16 protein-coding genes are annotated in these 17,516 nt (G+C 58.8%); 8 read left to right on the forward strand and 8 right to left on the reverse strand.

Features of this window, described 5'->3' with window-relative positions; translation table 11 throughout:
• The first annotated feature begins 231 nt into the window (after positions 1–231).
• The 3 genes from IEX36_RS14465 to IEX36_RS14475 all read left to right on the forward strand — a co-directional run bounded on the left by IEX36_RS14465 (position 232) and on the right by IEX36_RS14475 (position 5,775).
• Positions 232–3,783: a TonB-dependent receptor gene (locus tag IEX36_RS14465; protein ID WP_188760265.1), complete on the forward strand. Its 3,552-nt coding sequence runs from the start codon at positions 232–234 to the stop codon at positions 3,781–3,783.
• A gap of 334 nt (positions 3,784–4,117) precedes the next feature.
• Positions 4,118–4,645, forward strand: a complete 528-nt coding sequence (locus IEX36_RS14470; protein WP_188760266.1) for a hypothetical protein — start codon at positions 4,118–4,120, stop codon at positions 4,643–4,645.
• Between the two features lie 866 nt (positions 4,646–5,511).
• Entirely contained in the window at positions 5,512–5,775 is a 264-nt protein-coding gene (locus IEX36_RS14475) for a GlsB/YeaQ/YmgE family stress response membrane protein (protein WP_188760267.1), read from the forward strand.
• A 74-nt stretch (positions 5,776–5,849) separates the two neighbouring features.
• Here IEX36_RS14475 and IEX36_RS14480 read toward each other — a convergent pair whose 3' ends face one another.
• The 5 genes from IEX36_RS14480 to rpiA all read right to left on the reverse strand — a co-directional run bounded on the left by IEX36_RS14480 (position 5,850) and on the right by rpiA (position 10,520).
• On the reverse strand, positions 5,850–6,128 hold the full coding sequence (locus IEX36_RS14480) for a hypothetical protein (RefSeq protein ID WP_188760268.1): 279 nt from the start codon (positions 6,126–6,128) through the stop codon (positions 5,850–5,852).
• A 117-nt stretch (positions 6,129–6,245) separates the two neighbouring features.
• Entirely contained in the window at positions 6,246–6,791 is a 546-nt protein-coding gene (locus IEX36_RS14485; protein ID WP_188760269.1) for a hypothetical protein, read from the reverse strand.
• A 280-nt stretch (positions 6,792–7,071) separates the two neighbouring features.
• Positions 7,072–7,782 carry a PEP-CTERM sorting domain-containing protein gene (locus IEX36_RS14490; RefSeq protein WP_188760270.1) on the reverse strand — a complete coding sequence of 237 codons (711 nt, stop codon included), beginning with the start codon at positions 7,780–7,782 and terminating at the stop codon, positions 7,072–7,074.
• A gap of 145 nt (positions 7,783–7,927) precedes the next feature.
• Positions 7,928–9,826, reverse strand: coding sequence for an aminodeoxychorismate synthase component I (gene pabB, locus IEX36_RS14495; protein ID WP_188760271.1), 1,899 nt, complete (start codon positions 9,824–9,826; stop codon positions 7,928–7,930).
• Between the two features lie 13 nt (positions 9,827–9,839).
• A complete protein-coding gene (gene rpiA, locus IEX36_RS14500) occupies positions 9,840–10,520 on the reverse strand; it encodes a ribose-5-phosphate isomerase RpiA (protein ID WP_188760272.1) in 681 nt (226 codons plus the stop codon).
• A 657-nt stretch (positions 10,521–11,177) separates the two neighbouring features.
• On the opposite strand from rpiA, the gene IEX36_RS14505 reads away from it, so the two are divergent.
• Positions 11,178–11,783, forward strand: a complete 606-nt coding sequence (locus tag IEX36_RS14505; protein WP_188760273.1) for an outer membrane beta-barrel protein — start codon at positions 11,178–11,180, stop codon at positions 11,781–11,783.
• Between the two features lie 301 nt (positions 11,784–12,084).
• Here IEX36_RS14505 and IEX36_RS14510 read toward each other — a convergent pair whose 3' ends face one another.
• A complete protein-coding gene (locus IEX36_RS14510) occupies positions 12,085–12,447 on the reverse strand; it encodes a YbjQ family protein (RefSeq protein WP_188760274.1) in 363 nt (120 codons plus the stop codon).
• 40 nt (positions 12,448–12,487) lie between these two features.
• Positions 12,488–13,552: an anthranilate phosphoribosyltransferase gene (gene trpD / locus IEX36_RS14515; protein ID WP_188760275.1), complete on the reverse strand. Its 1,065-nt coding sequence runs from the start codon at positions 13,550–13,552 to the stop codon at positions 12,488–12,490.
• Positions 13,553–13,731: 179 nt separating this feature from the next.
• On the opposite strand from trpD, the gene sucC reads away from it, so the two are divergent.
• Positions 13,732–14,910, forward strand: coding sequence for an ADP-forming succinate--CoA ligase subunit beta (sucC, locus tag IEX36_RS14520; RefSeq protein WP_188760276.1), 1,179 nt, complete (start codon positions 13,732–13,734; stop codon positions 14,908–14,910).
• A complete protein-coding gene (gene sucD / locus IEX36_RS14525; RefSeq protein WP_188760277.1) occupies positions 14,910–15,785 on the forward strand; it encodes a succinate--CoA ligase subunit alpha in 876 nt (291 codons plus the stop codon). The genes sucC and sucD overlap by 1 nt, the downstream gene beginning before the upstream one ends.
• Before the next feature lie 6 nt (positions 15,786–15,791).
• Here sucD and IEX36_RS14530 read toward each other — a convergent pair whose 3' ends face one another.
• Positions 15,792–15,953: a hypothetical protein gene (locus IEX36_RS14530; RefSeq protein ID WP_188760278.1), complete on the reverse strand. Its 162-nt coding sequence runs from the start codon at positions 15,951–15,953 to the stop codon at positions 15,792–15,794.
• Positions 15,954–16,056: 103 nt separating this feature from the next.
• On the opposite strand from IEX36_RS14530, the gene ndk reads away from it, so the two are divergent.
• Together ndk and IEX36_RS14540 are read left to right on the forward strand one after the other, a co-directional pair.
• Complete coding sequence (gene ndk / locus IEX36_RS14535; RefSeq protein WP_188760279.1) at positions 16,057–16,473, forward strand: nucleoside-diphosphate kinase; 417 nt, start codon at positions 16,057–16,059, stop codon at positions 16,471–16,473.
• A 92-nt stretch (positions 16,474–16,565) separates the two neighbouring features.
• Positions 16,566–17,330, forward strand: a complete 765-nt coding sequence (locus IEX36_RS14540; RefSeq protein ID WP_188760280.1) for an isocitrate lyase/PEP mutase family protein — start codon at positions 16,566–16,568, stop codon at positions 17,328–17,330.
• Positions 17,331–17,516: the final 186 nt, after the last annotated feature.

Genomic DNA, 17,516 nt, shown 5'->3' on the forward strand with positions numbered 1-17,516 from the left:
AGGTAGAACCAATTGGAAATCAAATAAGCAGAGATGAGAAGGCGGCGGTCGGTCCATCCTGCAAGTAATTGATAAATAGAGGATTAATCGAGAGTGAAAACAAAATTCATTTTCAGCGAAAATTTGAAATTAACTTTCACAAACTGCTTGACACATCCGCATTGCACCGATGTAATTCCGGTTCATCGACAACCTTTTCGCTAAAAACTGCCGAATTTATTGGAGTGCCCCATGAAGCGATATTTACTCGTCTGTTTGCTCTGCATCACCGCGGTCGCCTTCTCGCAGGAGTTCCGCGCCACCATGACCGGTCGCGTCACCGACTCGTCCGGCGCCATCATCCCCAAGGCAGCCGTCACCGTGACCAACATGGACACCAAGGTCGCGGTCAACACCACCACCAACGCAGCCGGTCAATACACCACTCCATTTCTGCTTCCCGGCAAATACAGCATCACGGTCACGGCGCCCGGCTTCCAGAAGTTCGTGCATGACAACATCACTCTGCAAACCGGCGCGCGCGTCAGCGAAGACGCCGCGCTCTCCGTCGGCTCCGTCGCCGAAGAGGTCCACGTCAGTGCCGACAACACGTTGATCGATACCCAGAGCGCCACCGCCGGCCAGGTCCTCACCTCCGAAGAGATCGAAGACCTTCCCGACAACGGCCGCTCCCCGCTCGGCCTCGCCAAGACCGAATACGGCGTCGTGCCCAAAGCCAAGGATTCCGTCACCCAGACGCGCCCGTTCGATAACAGCGCCACCAGCGACTTCTCCATCGGCGGCGGCAACTCGCAGTCCAACGAGCTTCTCCTGAACGGCGTGCCCAACATGCAGGACTCCTCCCGCGTCGCCGGCTTCAGCCCAAGCCTGGACTCCGTGCAGGCCGTCCGCGTCGATGTCTTCGAATCTGACGCCTCCTACGGCGACACCTCCGGTGGCACGGTCAACCTTGTCACCAAAGCGGGCACAAACCAGTTCCACGGCACCGCCTCCGAATTCAACGAGTTCTCCGGCATCAATGCCGTGCAACGCTGGTTCATTCCCAAGGGCTCGACGACTCCACCCACGCGCCAGAACCAATACGGCTTTACCCTCGGTGGCCCGGTCTGGATTCCCAAGGTATTCAACGGTCGCGACAAGCTCTTCTTCTTCTATGCGTATGAGCGCTTCATCGGCAGCACACCTGACCCGGTTCTAAGCACGGTACCAACGCAGGCAGAGCGTGGCGGCGATTTTTCGGCCCTACTCGCACTTGGCAGCTCCTACCAACTTTACGATCCATACTCTGGCGTAGCAGTGGGAACCAGCGTGGCCCGCAGTCCGCTTCAGGGCAACATCGTTCCCAGCACGAAGATCAATCCCGTCTCTCAGGCGCTTATCAAATATTTCCCGGCGCCCAACGTCACCGGCTCTCCCGACGGCGAGAACAACTACTTCTCCAACATTCCAACGACCGACAACTACAACTCGCACTCCGGCCGTCTCGATTGGAGCCTCAACGACAGCAACAAGATCTTCTTCGAGACCCACCGCAGCGAATACAAGCGCTCGCTCGCCAACATCTTCAACAACATCTCCACCGGCACCACATCCTACGATGTCTACCAGGGCGGAGTCGTGGACTACGTTCGCACCTGGAACCCGACCCTGACCTCCGACACACGCGCCAGCCTCACGCGCAGCTATCTGAACTCATCCTTAAACAGCCAGGGATTCAATGCCACTGCCATCGGCTACCCCGGCTATATCGACGACAACGCCACCGAGCGCTTCATGCCGCAGATCAGCTTCTCTGAGCCAAAAGGCACGACAGCATTCGGCGGACTCAGCACCAAGCCAAGCAATCTCGAAGCATTCGACACCTTCCAGTTCTTCTCCGCGACAACCAAGGTTTGGGGACACCATGTCCTCAAGATCGGTCCAGATCTCCGGCTTTACAAATACGCGTTGCTGTCACCCGGCTCCTCATCCGGCAGCTTTACCTTCGGCAACAACTTCATGACGTCCAGCACGGCTGCGGCTGCTCCACCGTTCGGCTCATCGTTCGCCAGCTTCCTCTACGGCATTCCCACAGGCGGCACGCAGAACATATCGCAGGCATATCTCTACAACTCCTGGTACTTCTCCGGCTTCGTGCAAGACGATTGGCGCTTGCTTCCTTCGCTTACCGTCAACCTCGGCATGCGCGTCGAGCATGAGACGCCCATTACCGAATCGCTCAACCGTGCTGTCGTCGGTTGGGACTCCACCACCGCCAACGAGGCCACTGCTCCGGCGACTGCCGCATATGCCAGCATCTACGCGGCCAACGCAAGCCACCTCGCAGAGCTTCCTCCCTCTGCATTCGTTTCGACTGGTGGCGTGATCTATGCCACGCCATCGCACCGCAACGAATACAACACCCCGAAGGCTTACGTCAGCCCACGCATCGGCATCTCGTTTGCTCCTCCCGTCTTCAATAACAAGATGGTCGTTCGCGCCGGCTTTGGCGTCTTCGTCAACCCGTTCACGGACTACAACACCCCACAGAACTACGGCTTCTCGGCGACCACTTCGCTCGTGCCCACAACCGACAACTACGTCACCCCCGCGGCGACGCTGTCTGATCCATTCCCATCCTCGAATCCAATCCAACAGCCCACAGGTTCCGCACTCGGCATCAACACCAACCTCGGCAGCGGCATTCAATTCCGCGGCCCCAATCTCCAGGTGCCATACTCACAGCGTTGGAGCTTGGATATCCAGCAGCAGCTCACCGCGAACTCCATGATCGACATCGGCTACATCGGTGCGCATCAGGTCCATCTCAGCTATACAAATAATCTCAGCGCCGCAGGCTATTACCCCTACATGAGCCAATCGCGTCGTCTCGATCCTGTTGTCCAGGCAAACTTGGGGCAGAGCATCACTAATCCGTTCAAAGGCCTGCCAGGCATGACAGGCAGTCTCGACACATCCAAGACGATCGCTAAATACACGCTTCTCCAGCGCTACCCCGAGTACTCCAGCATCGTGCAGGCGTTGGTCCCGGGAGCATCAGCCACTTACAACGAGCTGCTGGCCCGTTATCACGTTCGTGCAAGCCATGGCCTCGAGCTTAACGTCAACTACGAATACTCTCGCAATCTCATGACCAGCCAGCTCACACCCGGCGGCCCACTCACCTATGGCGAGTCCACTTCGGACTATCCGGTCCATCTCTCCATCACCACCAGCTACGCGCTGCCCATCGGTCGCGGCCGCTCCTGGCTCGCCAACAACCGTCTGGTCGATGCGCTCATTGGCGGCTTCTCCGTCAACGCCATCTACCAGAAGCTCTCCGGAACGCCGATCTCCTGGAGTCAGTTTGATTTCGCCAACGGATCCAACGGCTTCAATTCAAACTTCCACGTCAACATGCGCAACTACAACGAGGCATTCGACCGGACCGTCTTCTACACCGGAACTGGCGCTGGCTATAAGAATGGAACGGATCTGACCGACACCGGCCAGCCCAGCAGCACCTACAACGTCCGTACCGTCCCGCAATACTTCTTCCGTCAGGACGGCACCAACAACCTCGACGCTTCGGTCATCAAGACCTTCCACATTGGCGAGCGCTTCAACCTCGAATATCGCTTCGAAGCCTTCAACGTCCTCAACCACACCGTCTTTGGCGCGCCGAACGTCTCGCCCACCTCTGCGGTCGGCAGCACCAGCGCCGGTCCCACGGGCTTCGCCACCATCGACACCATCTCCAGCGTCAACCGTACGCTGCAACAAGGTCTCAGAATTCAGTTCTGATGGCCTCGGAACTGGCTAGGGGAGACGCACCATGCGTCTCCCCGTTTTTTTCTTAGTGTCTTTCTTGTTGTCATCGTCATCGCCATCACCTGCGTTGTCATTCTGAGCGCAGCGAAGAACCCCCGCATTTCGCCTATAGCCGCACAAATCTTTGCTTGGGTGCGGGTGCCCCATGTCCCAATTCTGAGACACGGGACATTCGCGCAAAGCTCGAACCGCCTTCCTTCCTTAGCCACAAATCTCCCATCTGGACCGCCACCATGTATAGTTTCACCATCGTCTCACCCAAACGTCGTATAGCTTCCATCCCCCATTCGGCACCAAGCTGGTGACTATGAGCTTCTCTCGCTGGACTCTCATCGCAGCCCTCCTTGCGCTTCCCGCCTGCATGCATGGCCAGTCGTCCTGCCTCAACGGCCTGCCCGACACCCTCCACTCTGCCGTCGAGCACGACAACTGGAAGATCGTCCAGAGCGGCGATCTCTCCGAAGCAGACCAGCGTGTCTGGAGCAACAACCACCCCAGCGACTGCGCGGGCGTAGCCGCCGGTAATTTCTCCTCGAAGGCCAAACAATCCTTCATCGTCGCGCTCATCCAGCACGACGGGCAGAACAACCTCCTCGAAAAGGTCGATCTCGTCTACCTCAAAAAAGACAAGCCGATCATCGAAGACGCCGTCACCACCCAGGCCATCGCCACGCCCTACGTTGTGTGGAGACTCCCCAAGGGCCGCTACCTCGGCATCGACGGAACCAAGGCATCCATCTCCCGCGATTCATTCGTCTTCGAAAAGCTCGTAGGCCCGGCCAGCCAGTACTACTACCAGGGCAACAACCTCCGCTCCTTCGTGCTCTCTCGCTAGCCCCAGGTACCCATCCACACCCGTCATCCTGAGCGAAGCGACCGCAGGAGCGGAGTCGAAGGACCCCGACACCGCCAAACCCACCCATACCCTCGAACCTTTTCAACCACAACTCCCGCGGGTGTCCCATAGCCGTGTGCCCCATGTCTCGTTCCTGAGACATGGGCCATTCGAGCGCAGCTCGAACCGCTTTCCTTTCACCCAGACACACACCCCGTCATCCTGAGCGAAGCGACCGCAGGGAGCGGAGTCGAAGGACCCCGACACCGCCAAATTCACCAATACCCTCAAACCCTTTCAGCCACAACCGTCACTTCCCAACAAAATCGCACAGGTGCTCAAGGTCTCACCTCTGAGACAGGGCCTGCGAGCTCGCTTTCAACGGCGCTGCCGCAGAGGGCTGTAAGCCCGACTCATACCAGCCTGGGGTGAAACCCCAGGTTGGCGAACAACAGAACCCGGAGGGCTGAAGGCCCGACTCATAGATCTCGAAGAAAGCCTCAACCACAAAATCTGGCAATTCGGTGGAAGGGCACGGCTTCAGCCGTGCCAAAAACAAGCCGCGCGAAGCGCCTTCCACTCTGCCGAAGGCCGGAGTGAAGCCCGCAGGGCGCAACGACCCAAATCCCCCGCGCCACCGCTTATCACTTCGACGGAGGAAACCCTCTGCAAAAGTTTTCACCTTCTATTTCTCTTGAAAGCTATTGACGGCAAACAACCCGAACCGGCAAAATTCCCCTCTGAATTGCAGCGCCCATGCGCGTGTGCCGCAGGTATCGATCCGAAGGCCACGCCGTCACCTTTCCTCTCACCTGCCAGCCCTTCCGGCAGCGGCCTTTTCGAATCCAGCACTAAGGAGACTTCGGATGTTCAGTATCATCTGGTGGATCATCGTTGGACTTATCGCAGGCTTTATTACCGGAAAGCTCATGAAGGGCGGAGGCTACGGCACCCTCATGGACATCATCATCGGCATCGTCGGTGCCATCATCGGCGGATTCATCATGCGCGCCGTCGGCTTCGCTGGGTCGGGTGGAATGATCTACACCATCCTCGTAGCCATCCTCGGCGCAGTCATCCTCACATGGCTGCTTCGACTCGTCACAGGCAATAAGGCCAACAACCTGTAGCCACGCAAAATCCAGGCCCGAACGCCCATCGCTTCACGGCATCGCATCAGCCGTAACGATGGGCGTCTTCCATCTCAGCGGTCGTAGATCACCTTATGCCGCTCCAGCCACCAGCAGGCTCCGCTACCCGACTGCGGAAACAGCGACCGGCTGCAATCCACCTCAGCCGTGCCGTCAAAGTAGTAATCCTCTTTCCCACCCTTCAGCGAAGCCACCACAAAACGGCTGACCACAACCTTCCCCATGCCGTGGCCCAACTTCGCGCGCACACCCCACACCGCCATATCGCCCAGATAGACGACAGCCAGCGCCACAATCAGCCCAAGCACCACCTTGCCCACAATCCGCTTCATGCATCTCGAATCCTACAGCAATCCCTTACTCATACTGACGGCTTGAGCACCCTCAGGTTTCCGCAAAAAAAGAAGTGCTCCAAACAGGAGCACTTCTTCCAGCCGTGTTGACAGAAACTACCCCAGATACATCACATGCACATACGTTCCCAGCCGCGTGTTGTATGCCAGGTACCATCCGACATGGTCTGGGTCCTCGTAGATCACAATCTCATCCGAGTCCCACAGCCATCCATCGCAATAGCCCACGTCCGTCGGAGCTACGCTGAAGTAGAACCCGCCAAACCAGAACCGGCCCGGTCCACCACCAGCCAAACGCCATACATGGCTTCGACCAAACCCTCCCGTGAAGTGCCCATGTTCCCACGGATGGTCCAGATGAAAATTCGCATCATTTTTACCGGTATCATGGCCTACCCAGTGATTGCCATCGACGTGCGGCGCATTCGGATGCCCGGCCTTATCGCTGAAGTTGTGGTTGTCCGCGGCCCGTGGTGTTCCATGAAACGCCGCGGGGCCGCGTGCCGGCGCAGGATGCGCGGCAGGAGCACCGTGTCCATGGTCTCCACCGCCGCCATGGTCGCCACCTCCACGCTGACCCATGCCGAACGCCGGAAGCGTTAGAACAATCAATACTGCTGGAAACAGGAGTGACTTTTTCATTGGTCTCCTCAACCTCCCATGGGGAAGTGGCAAGAAACATATCACAAACGCCGCTTCACAAGCCCGGCGGCATCCTGACACCAACCATATTGTCGAGTGTTTCCAATCCCGCCCAACTCATAAAATAAACACCCGAAATGGAGGGCACACCCCCGGACCACTCAACAGGCCCTCCATTCCAGGTTCTTCCTAACCCCGAACGCTTCAAATACAGCAGCAAAACCCTACAGACCGGAGAAACACAAGGCAGACGAACAAGTACAGCAGCACAACCGCGCTTTCACCAGCCGCGTCGATCTCGTGAATGCTTCACCGCAACCCGGCAATGCACCCGGCGCTCGGTCACCACCGCAGCCGAAGCCAGCATTCCCAGCCCCACCAGCCAAAAGCTCGCCGGCTCCGGAACCGCAGCCGGGTCCACCATATCCATGTGCAAATCCAACCCTGACACCGCCGGCGAGTCCACCACCGACACCAGCGTATCGTTCGAGCCATCAATAAACACCGCATCGCCGAGCGCATTGATATATCCGCCATCAAACGACTCACCCGGCATAATCTCCGTCAGCGACCCCGCCGACCCATCCCACACGCCCTTCACGCCCCCCAGAAACCCGCCCAGCACCTCATGCGTGCCATTGCACACGCCCGACAACCCATCGGCCGAGCACGCCGTGCCATCATCCCAGTTCAGGCTCGGCAGCGCCGTCGAGTACACCCCGCTCTGCTGCCCCACATAATAAGTCTCAAAGCAAGTCGAAGCCCCCATCACCCCGCCGCACGAGCTTCCCGGATTCATCAGCGAGTTCGACACATTCACCACAAAGTCGCCCGCCGCGTCGATCCCCGCAAAGTTCTCGCTCTGCGTATAAGCCACCACATTCACCTGATAGCTATCCCCAAACGCTGCAAGCACCCCGAACAAAAAGAGGCTGGACGTAAGCAACACTCCTACGATGTATGTCTTCGTCCGTTGTATCGTCGCTACCATGTACGCTCCCGTATGCATTCACTTGCACATACGAGAAGCAACCCAAAGGCCAAATCACCGCCCCTGATTTATCAGCAACTTGCATAAATCTTGCACATTGTAGGCAAAACTTTGCCACTTTGCAGTTGCCATGAAATTACCACTTTCACTCACCCAAAACCCTCGCCTCAACCAACCCCCGCACCGAGTTCCCCATAAAAACCGTCTCCGCCTCCGCCACATCCTCCAGCCGCAGCACCGCTTCCTCAGCCTGCCCGGACTCAATCAGATGCCGCCGCAATACTCCCGGCAAAACCCCAGCGCTCACCGGCGGAGTCAGCAGCCTGCCTCCTCGCCGAACGAACACATTGCTGATCGCCCCCTCCGTCACCTCGCCGCGTTCGTTCAAAAAGAACACCTCATCCAACCCCTCACCCCGAGCCCGCGCAAACTCGCGTTCATATAGCTCCCGCCGCGTTGTCTTGTGTCGCAGAAACACATCGCCCGCACAAGTCCGCTCTGCCGAAAACCGCACCCGCGCCACCCCCGCGCCTCCACCCAGCTCCACAGCCGTAACCGAAACCCCACCGTCCTCACCCAGCAGCAACCTCACCCGATAGCGCTCGCCCTCACGAAACCCTCGCGCCTCATCCGCCAGCCGCGCCGTCACCGCCTCGCGCTCGCACACAAAATCAAAGTACTCCGCCGAACCCGCCAGCCTATCCAGATGCATCTCCAGCAGAAAATACTCACCACGCTCCCACAGCATCGTCTCAATCAACCGAAACTCCCGCAGCTCCCGCGTCAGAAACGCCGCCTTCAGCAGACACTCCCTGTACTCATCGCCCGCCACCGAATCCGCAACAATCCCGCCGCCCACGCCCATCCGAGCCTCGCCATCCTCCAGCACCAGTGTCCGGATCGCCACATTGAACACCGCCTCGCGCCCAGGCGAGATGAACCCGATCGCGCCCGTATACACGCCCCTCGGCCCGCGCTCCATCTCCCGAATAATCTCCATCGTGCGAATCTTCGGCGCGCCCGTAATCGACCCTCCAGGAAACATCGCGCGAAAGATCTCATAAAACGAGAGCCCCGGCCGCAGCCTGCCCGCAACCGTCGAAGTCATCTGCAGCAGCGTCCTGTAACGCTCCACAGAAAAAATATCCTCTACCCGCACGGTGCCCATCTCCGCCACCCGCCCCAGGTCATTGCGCAGCAGGTCCACAATCATCAGGTGCTCGGCGCGATTCTTCTCGTCATGCTCCAGCCGCACCGCCGCCGCGCAGTCCTCCTCGCTATCCAGCCCGCGAGACATCGTACCCTTCATCGGCCGTGTCACAATCCGGTCGCCATCCATCCGAAAAAAAAGCTCCGGCGAAAGCGACAACACCTGCCGCGTACCCATGTTCAGCATCGCCGCGTAGGATACAGGCTGCTGCCGCGCAAGCACGCCAAACGCAACATCCGCGCGCATCGCGCACGGCACACGCACGCGATCGGTAAAGTTCACCTGGTACGTCTCGCCCGCAGCGATGTACTCCTCGATCCGCTCAATCTTCCGCGAGTACTCCGCCTCGGAAGTCTCCAGCCGAACCGCATCCACAAACCGCACAGGCAAACTCACATCCGAATCAGCTCCATCCGGCAGCGCAAACCCACCCTCAAAACACCCGCGCTCATGGTCAAACACCACCGGCGCCCGATACACGCCAAACCACGCCAATGGCTTTGAATAATCTGCACCCTTAAAGTTGTCATCCTTCGCCGAAGGCGGAGGACCTGCTTTTCTACTCAGCTCACCGCCACCGACACGCTCAAAGTGATACCCGCACTCGTACCCCACATACCCCGCGACATAGCACCCATCCGCAAGCGCCGCCTCAATCTCCGCGAAGACCCCCGGCACCTCATCCAGCGTCGATGCCTCAATCACCCGCTCCGCGCGCAAGAACAAAAGACTCCGCCGGTTCTCTTCATCAAACCGCGAAGTCTCAAGCAGCACCGAGTCTCTCTCGCGAGCCACCAGCGCATGCATCCCGCGCGGAAGTTTTGTCCAGCGCATCACACGCCGCCCACTATGGCAGCAGCTCGCGAACGCCGCTTCCATCCGCAATCAGCGCGCGCGTCGCCATATGCAGAAACAGCCCATGCTCCACCACCCCTACAATCGCGCGAATCTCCGCGGCAATCTTCCCCGGGTCGTTCATCTCGCCGCACGCGCAATCCAAAATGAAGTTGCCCTCATCCGTGATGTAGTCCGAGCCATCCTTCGCCTTGCGCCGCGAAGGCTTCAATCCCAGCGTCTCCAGCCGATGTCGCACCAGCGGCTCCGCCAGTTGAATCACCTCCACCGGCAGAGGAAACCTGCCCAGGTGCTTCACCACCTTGCTCCCATCGGCCACGATGACAAACTGCTTTGCCGCGCTGGCCACAATCTTCTCGCGCAGCAGCGCGCCGCCGCCGCCTTTGATCAGCGCCAGCTCCGGCCCCACCTCGTCCGCGCCATCAATCGCCACATCAATCTCAGTCGCAGTCCTGAAGTCGATCACCGGAATCCCCAGCGACACGGCCAGTTCCTCGCTCGCTTGCGACGATGCGATCCCCCGTACCTTCAACCCTGCCTGCACTTGCTCACCCAGCAAACGAATAAAGTGCGTCGCCGTTGAGCCCGATCCCAGTCCCACCACCATGCCTGGCTTCACAAACTCCAGGCTCTTCCGCGCGGCCATCACCTTTGCGTCATCTACACTTGGCATAGCAAGCATCTTAAATCACTCCGCGATCTCACCCAAACCAGCCGTCATCCTGAGCGAAGCGACCGCAGGGAGCGGAGTCGAAGGACCCCGACACCGCCAAATCCACCCATACCCTCGAACCCTTTCAACCACAACTCCCCGGGCGCCTCACCCCAACAGTTGTCATCCTTCCGCGAACGGGGTCCCGGCCAGCTTGCTGGCTGGGGCAGGCAGCGAGAGGACCTGCTTTTTGTTTGTCATTCCCGGATGGAATCTGCGTTTGCCTCCCTTACGAACACAGATGCGGGGTGTGCCCCATAGCCTGCCCTGAGCCTGTCGCGTCTGAGACATGCGCCATTCGAGCGCAGCTCGAACCGCTCTCAACGGCGTAGCCGCAGAGGGCCAAAGGCCCGACTCATACCAGCCTGGGGTGAAACCCCAGGTTGGCGAACCAACAGAATCCAGAGGGCTGAAAGCCCGACTCATAGATGTTCCAGCTCGAACCACTTTCCCCTTCATCCAGATTCACACCACATCATCTTGGCGGAGCGAAAAAACTCTTCACTCCAACCACCAGCAAGTTTCACCAGGTCGAAACAAACCGCCGGACTCTGGCTACACTAGAAGAACGATCCCGCCGAGCCGTCCGTCGAAATGTGAATTGAGGTCCAAAGCTGCATGAAGACATCCCACCTTGCGAAGCTCGCGCTCGTTGTAGCCTTCGCATTGCCCGCCTCCACAACCCTCGCCCAGACCGCACCCACGGCCATCCAACGCCTGCAGGTCTCGGCCTTCGGTGGTCTCACCGGTACCTACACCAACTTTCTCGGTGGCAAAAACGCGGGCATCACCCTCGGCGGCGATCTCACCTTCATGACCGTCCCGCACGTCAAACCCTCCTTCGAGCTGCGCGGCACCGCTCCCATCGACGGCGGCCACGTCGACAGTCAGCTTAATTTCCTGCTCGGGCCCAAAGTCGAGTACCGCTACAACCGCTTCCATCCCTACGCCGACTTCCTCTTCGGCCGCGGCCAGATTACCTACGAGAACGGTGGCGTCCTCTACAACAACACCCTCTATCTCAAAACGACGAGTTTTATCTACTCCCTCGGCGGCGGACTCGACTACCAGCTCACCGATCACTGGGGAGCGAAGTTCGACTACCAGTTCCAGCACTGGGACACACCCTTCGTTGGCACCGTCTACAATCCCATCCACCCCAAAGCGATCACCCTCGGTGTCACCTATCGCTTCAACTTCAACCGGGGCTATCGTCGCCGATAGCAATTGCTGTCAAGCCCCCGCCGCAAGAGAAACCCTCGCAACCACCACATCCGAAAGCAGATATTTCTTCCAGGAAAGTGGCGGTTTAGTTTCTATCACCCAGCTAAAATAGAGACAGATCAAAATAAAGAAGCCCCGGCACACCTCCGGGGCTTTACTCATTTGCAGTCAAGACTTTACAAGGAGCCAGCCCGTGTCTTCTCATAAAATCAATAACTTACAGGAAGGCATGCAGGCGAAGTCCAGGCCTAAACCACCTGTTTCGAAGACTTTGCACGAAAACACAGGGGAGGGGGTCCCGCTAGGCGATGGGCTCGACGACAACCGCCGTCCCGTAAGCCAGCACCTCGGTCACGCCCTTCATCACCTCGTTGGCGTCATACCGAAACCCCACCACCGCGTTCGCCCCCAGCTGCGTCGCGTGCAGCGTCATCATCGCAAACGAGTCCTGCCGTGTCTTCTCGCAGAGCTGCGTAAAGAGGGTGATGTCTCCCCCAACCAGCGTCTGGAGCCCCGCCCCGATGGTCGCGAAGACATTCCTCGAGCGCACGACAATCCCGCGCACAACACCCAGGTTCCGGACAATCCGGTAACCGGGAAGCTCGAACGCCGTGGTGGTAAACGCCGGGTGGATGGTCAGGGGCGGTGGCGGGTAGGTCGACATCGGGCAGCACTCCTTCGGGGCCTAGGCAGGCAACCGGATTCTATCCTCTACGCGCCAACGTCGCCACCAGTTCCGTAACCGCCCCCGAGTCGATCGTCTTGGCCGCAAGCTCCACCCCGGCCCTGAGCGTCGGGGCCAGGTCCGCCGCAACCAGCACCGCCGCCGCATTCAGCAGCACGATGTCCCGCCGTGGCCCGGACTCCCCGGCGAAGACCGCCCGGAGGATCCGCGCGTTCTCCCCGGCATCGCCGCCGATCAGCGCCTCCATCGGCGCGCGCGTCAACCCAACATCCTCCGGCGCGATGGTCGAAAGCGTCACGATCCCGTTGTGAACCTCAGCCAGATGAGTAGGCCCAGAGATCGAAATCTCATCCAACCCGCGCGTCGTACCATCGGCGCTCTCAGCCGTGCCGTGCACGACGAAAGCATGACGTGTGCCGAGCAGGACCATCGCCTCAGCCACAAGCTCAACCGCCTGCGGAGCGTAAACCCCCATCACCTGCGCCGACGCCCCCGCCGGATTGGTCAGAGGCCCGAGCAGGTTGAAGACCGTGCGCACGCCGAGCGCCTTCCGCACAGGCATCACCGCCCGCATCGCCGGATGAAGGCTCGGCGCATGGAGAAAAGCAAACCGATGTCGGCGGAGCGCCTCGGTAGCCTCATCAGGAGCGAGGCCAACCGGAATCCCGAGAGCTTCCAGCACATCCGCTGAGCCGCACTGCGAAGTAATCGCACGATTGCCGTGTTTGGCGACCATGACGCCAGTGCCAGCCTCGGCAGTAGGTGCTGCTGCGGCCACCAGCGCAGCGGCTGTGGAGATGTTGAAGGTGCGGCTGCCATCGCCGCCGGTGCCACATGTATCGACCAGTCGAAGTCGCTCGTCGGCCTCGAGGGGGATTGGAGTGACGGCAGCTCTCATCGTGTCAACGAATCCAGTAAGCTCGGCTGGCGTCTCTCCGCGCGCTGCTAGTGCTCCAACCATGGCAGCGATTTCCACATCATTGAGCTCGCCTGCAAGGATGCTCTGCATGAGAGCGCGGGCCTCTTCGCGTGTGAGCGTAGTGCGGCCTTCAATGATCTGTTTGAGATGAGGCTGTACAGACATGCTTTAAGCAAGGTTAGCAGGTGACTACTGCTGTCGATGTTCGCGGGTGGTGCGCGAACACTATAAACAAAATATAAAAATCGCCGATAACCGCACGGTTGTGCGGTATTTCGTTGCGACTGGCTGAGCGTGTTCGCTACACTTCTTGAGTTGGCAGTTTCCCTGAAAAGAACATCCCTATGAAAATTCACGAGTATCAGGCAAAAGAGATCCTGCGGAAGTATGGTGTGCCGGTCCCGGGCGGCGAGATGGTTTCCACGCTCGAAGAGGCCGACAGGGCCGCGAAAGACCTTTTCGACAATGGCACACCGGTGGTTGTAGTGAAGGCGCAGATTCACGCTGGCGGGCGTGGCAAGGGCGGCGGTGTGAAGGTAACCAAGTCGCTGGCTGATGCGCAGGCCGCCGCGAAGGCGATTCTGGGGATGCAGTTGGTGACGCACCAGACAGGGCCGCAGGGACAGAAGGTGCAGCGACTGCTGATCGAGGAAGGCTCGGCGATTGACCGCGAGCTTTACCTCGGCATTGTGCTCGATCGTGCCGCGGCGAAGTTGGTGTTTATGGCTTCGCAAGCTGGCGGCATGGAGATTGAGGAGGTCGCCCATGCGACTCCGGAGAAGATTTACAAGGAATACATCGACCCGGCGGTTGGCTTGCAGCCGTATCAGGCGCGTAAGCTGGCGTTCAAGCTGGGGCTGAAGCCAACGCAGATCAACGACGCAGTGAAGTTCATGATGGGGCTCTACCGCGCGTTTGTGGAGACGGACTCGACGCTGATGGAGATCAATCCCTTCATCACAACGAAGGACGACAAGCTGCTCGCGCTCGACTGCAAGATTAATTTCGACGACAACGCGATGTTTCGGCACAAGGACTTGAAGGAGCTGCGCGACCTGTCTGAGGAAGACCCGCTTGAGGTCGAAGCGTCGAAGTTTGCGCTGAACTATATCAAGCTCGATGGCTCGATTGCCTGCATGGTGAACGGCGCCGGACTCGCGATGGCGACGATGGACATCATTCAGTATGCCGGCGGCGCTGCGGCGAACTTTCTGGATGTAGGCGGCGGCGCAAACCAGGAGCAGATTGAGAATGCCTTCGGGATTCTGCTGAGCGATCCGCATGTGAAGGCGATCTTCATCAATATCTTCGGCGGCATTCTGCGCGTGGATGTGCTGGCGACTGCAGTCGTCGCGGCGGCGAAGAAGTTGAGTGTGAATCTGCCGATCATTCTGCGCCTGGAAGGCACGAACGTCGAAGAAGGGCGCAGGATTCTCAAGGAGTCAGGACTGAAGTTTGAGGTCGGATCGACGATGAAGGAAGCTGCTGATCTTGCAGTCGCAGCCGCGAAAGGTGGTAAGTAATGGCAGTACTGGTTGATAAGAATACGCGGCTGATTGTGCAAGGAATTACCGGGCGTGAGGGCACGTTCCACGCGAAGGGTTGCGCTGAGTATGGGACGAAGGTGGTCGGCGGTGTGACACCGGGCAAGGGCGGCACGACGCATGAGGGCTGGCCTGTCTTCAATACCGTTGAAGAAGCCGTGAAGGAGACCGGCGCGAATGTGACTGTGATCTTTGTGCCACCGCCGTTTGCTGCCGATGGCATTCAGGAGGCTGTTGCTGCCGAGGTGCCGCTGGTCATCTGCATCACCGAGGGGATTCCTGTGCTGGACATGGTGAAGACCTGGGAGGTGGTGAAGGGCTCGAAGTCGCGTCTGATCGGACCGAACTGCCCGGGCGTGATCTCGCCGGGCAAGGCGAAGGTTGGCATCATGCCGGGGCGGATTCACAAGGAAGGCAACGTCGGTATCGTCTCGAAGTCGGGCACGCTGACCTACGAGGCGGTGTATCAGTTGACGACGCGCGGGATTGGCCAATCGACGGCAATCGGCATCGGTGGCGACCCGATCATCGGAACGACACACATCGATGCGTTGAAGATGTTGAATGAGGACCCCGAGACTGCAGCGATCATTATGATCGGCGAGATCGGTGGGACGGCGGAAGAGGCTGCTGCGAAGTACATTAAGCAGAACGTAAAGAAGCCTGTAGTTGGGTTCATCGCCGGTCAGACTGCGCCTCCGGGCCGCAGGATGGGTCACGCAGGCGCGATCATCTCGGGCGGTGAGGGAACCGCTGCAGAGAAGATGAAGGCGATGGCTGAGGCTGGAATTACAGTTGTGAAGTCGCCTGCTGAGATTGGCGAGGCCATGGCACGGGTGTTGGGCAAGGCTTAGCTTTGCTCAGCGTTGCTGTGCGCGATAGAAGAAGCCAGCGACAAGGAAGACCATTGCTACGCAGAAGGCCAGACGAGCGTGGAGCGGGTCATGGTAGCGAAGGCTGATGAAGCCATCGAAAACCCATGCTGCGCAGCCCACGAACCATATCCAGAGTGTCTTCCGCATCAGCGTCCTGCCCAACGTTAGAACGATGCTGACCGCAGCGAAACGCCACTTAAGAGGCATTGTTCTACACTGTTATTAGACACTTTTCCTGAGGAGACACACGTTGTCACAGCGCACATTCAGCATCATTAAGCCCGACGCGGTCCGGAAGGGCCATGCAGGAGCCATTCTTGCCGAGATTGAAAAGGCAGGGTTTAGGATCGTTTCCATCAAAAAAGCTTCCATTTCAAAGGCTCAAGCCGAAGGTTTTTACCATGTTCATGCGGCGCGTCCGTTTTTCGGTGAACTCACGGACTTCATGTCAAGCGGGCCGATCTTCCCGATGGTTCTCGAAAAGCAGAATGCCATTGCAGACTTGCGCAAGCTGATGGGGGCGACTAATCCGGCGCAGGCCGAAGAGGGCACGATCCGCAAGAAGTTCGCAGCGTCGATTGGCGAGAATGCAATTCATGGATCAGACGCCGAGGAGACTGCAGAGTTTGAGATTGGGTACTTCTTCGCTGGCTATGAACTGAAGTAGCTTCGTTATAAAGCAGGAGCAACGGCAGTAGCGGTCATGACGGCCTGACTGTTGGATGCTCCTGATTTATTTTGAGGCAAAGGAACAGTGCTATGACGGCAGATGTTGCTACAAAACGGGCGGTATTTCGAGAGTTGCACCGTGAAGGCTGTTTCGTTTTGCCAAACGCCTGGGACGTAGGTAGCACTGTGCGACTGGTACGAGCTGGGTTCAAAGCAATAGCCTCAACAAGTTCCGGTGCGGCATGGGCTATGGGGCGTGAAGATGGTGAGCTCTCTCGCGACACAATTCTGGTTCATCTTCGGATGCTGTGTTCGTCGACAGACCTGCCGATCAACGCTGATTTTGAAGCTGGCTTTGCGGATGATCCCGCGGGTGTTGGCGCGAATGTTGAGCTTGCTGTGGCGACTGGTGTAGCTGGGCTTTCGATTGAAGATCGTACGGGTAGAGAACTCTACGAACCTGCTCTTGCAGTAGAGCGGATTCGTGCTGCGCGGGAAGCGATTGATCGTACCGGCGAAGACGCTTTGCTCGTGGCACGTTCTGAAGGTTTTCTGATTGGCCGCACACAAGTGGACGCGACGATTGCGCGCCTTACTGCCTATGCCGATGCTGGCGCTGATTGCCTGTATGCTCCAGGCGTTAATGACATTGCGGCAATTCGTGAGATCGTGGCAGCAGTTGCGCCAAAGCCGGTGAACGCCTTATTGATCAAGCCGGAGATGCGGGTTGCAGATCTGGCTGCAGCGGGAGTGCGAAGAGTGAGCGTTGGTGGGGGGCTTGCTGCGGCAGCCTGGAAGGGTTTCGATCAGGCCTTGCGAATGCTAGTTGAAGACGGTCGGATTCCGCCGCGCTGATCTCTTTTCCAGCTTGGCGACTCGGCCCCATTCATTACTAATGATCACGTCGACCGATGCAGCGCGCTGACCTCATCGAAGGCGGTTCTCGGCGAGAGCCACCCCTTTATCACCCAGCAGAGATCTTCAAGCACCGCCCAGCTACCACCGGCAAACTCTCGCTATCATGCATGCTCGCCACTCAGG

Origin of the sequence: Edaphobacter acidisoli (genome assembly GCF_014642855.1) — a bacterium.
Lineage (GTDB): Bacteria > Acidobacteriota > Terriglobia > Terriglobales > Acidobacteriaceae > Edaphobacter > Edaphobacter acidisoli.

What these genes read in the sequence shown, in the direction of transcription:
- sucD (WP_188760277.1), top strand. Translation starts at nt 14,910, where the DNA reads ATGGCAGTACTGGTTGATAAGAATACGCGGCTGATTGTGCAAGGAATT.
- IEX36_RS14505 (WP_188760273.1), top strand. Translation starts at nt 11,178, where the DNA reads ATGAAGACATCCCACCTTGCGAAGCTCGCGCTCGTTGTAGCCTTCGCA.
- IEX36_RS14485 (WP_188760269.1), bottom strand. Translation starts at nt 6,791, where the DNA reads ATGAAAAAGTCACTCCTGTTTCCAGCAGTATTGATTGTTCTAACGCTT.
- IEX36_RS14470 (WP_188760266.1), top strand. Translation starts at nt 4,118, where the DNA reads ATGAGCTTCTCTCGCTGGACTCTCATCGCAGCCCTCCTTGCGCTTCCC.
- rpiA (WP_188760272.1), bottom strand. Translation starts at nt 10,520, where the DNA reads ATGCCAAGTGTAGATGACGCAAAGGTGATGGCCGCGCGGAAGAGCCTG.
- IEX36_RS14475 (WP_188760267.1), top strand. Translation starts at nt 5,512, where the DNA reads ATGTTCAGTATCATCTGGTGGATCATCGTTGGACTTATCGCAGGCTTT.
- IEX36_RS14465 (WP_188760265.1), top strand. Translation starts at nt 232, where the DNA reads ATGAAGCGATATTTACTCGTCTGTTTGCTCTGCATCACCGCGGTCGCC.
- sucC (WP_188760276.1), top strand. Translation starts at nt 13,732, where the DNA reads ATGAAAATTCACGAGTATCAGGCAAAAGAGATCCTGCGGAAGTATGGT.
- pabB (WP_188760271.1), bottom strand. Translation starts at nt 9,826, where the DNA reads ATGCGCTGGACAAAACTTCCGCGCGGGATGCATGCGCTGGTGGCTCGC.
- IEX36_RS14480 (WP_188760268.1), bottom strand. Translation starts at nt 6,128, where the DNA reads ATGAAGCGGATTGTGGGCAAGGTGGTGCTTGGGCTGATTGTGGCGCTG.
- IEX36_RS14540 (WP_188760280.1), top strand. Translation starts at nt 16,566, where the DNA reads ATGACGGCAGATGTTGCTACAAAACGGGCGGTATTTCGAGAGTTGCAC.
- IEX36_RS14530 (WP_188760278.1), bottom strand. Translation starts at nt 15,953, where the DNA reads ATGCGGAAGACACTCTGGATATGGTTCGTGGGCTGCGCAGCATGGGTT.
- IEX36_RS14510 (WP_188760274.1), bottom strand. Translation starts at nt 12,447, where the DNA reads ATGTCGACCTACCCGCCACCGCCCCTGACCATCCACCCGGCGTTTACC.
- trpD (WP_188760275.1), bottom strand. Translation starts at nt 13,552, where the DNA reads ATGTCTGTACAGCCTCATCTCAAACAGATCATTGAAGGCCGCACTACG.
- IEX36_RS14490 (WP_188760270.1), bottom strand. Translation starts at nt 7,782, where the DNA reads ATGGTAGCGACGATACAACGGACGAAGACATACATCGTAGGAGTGTTG.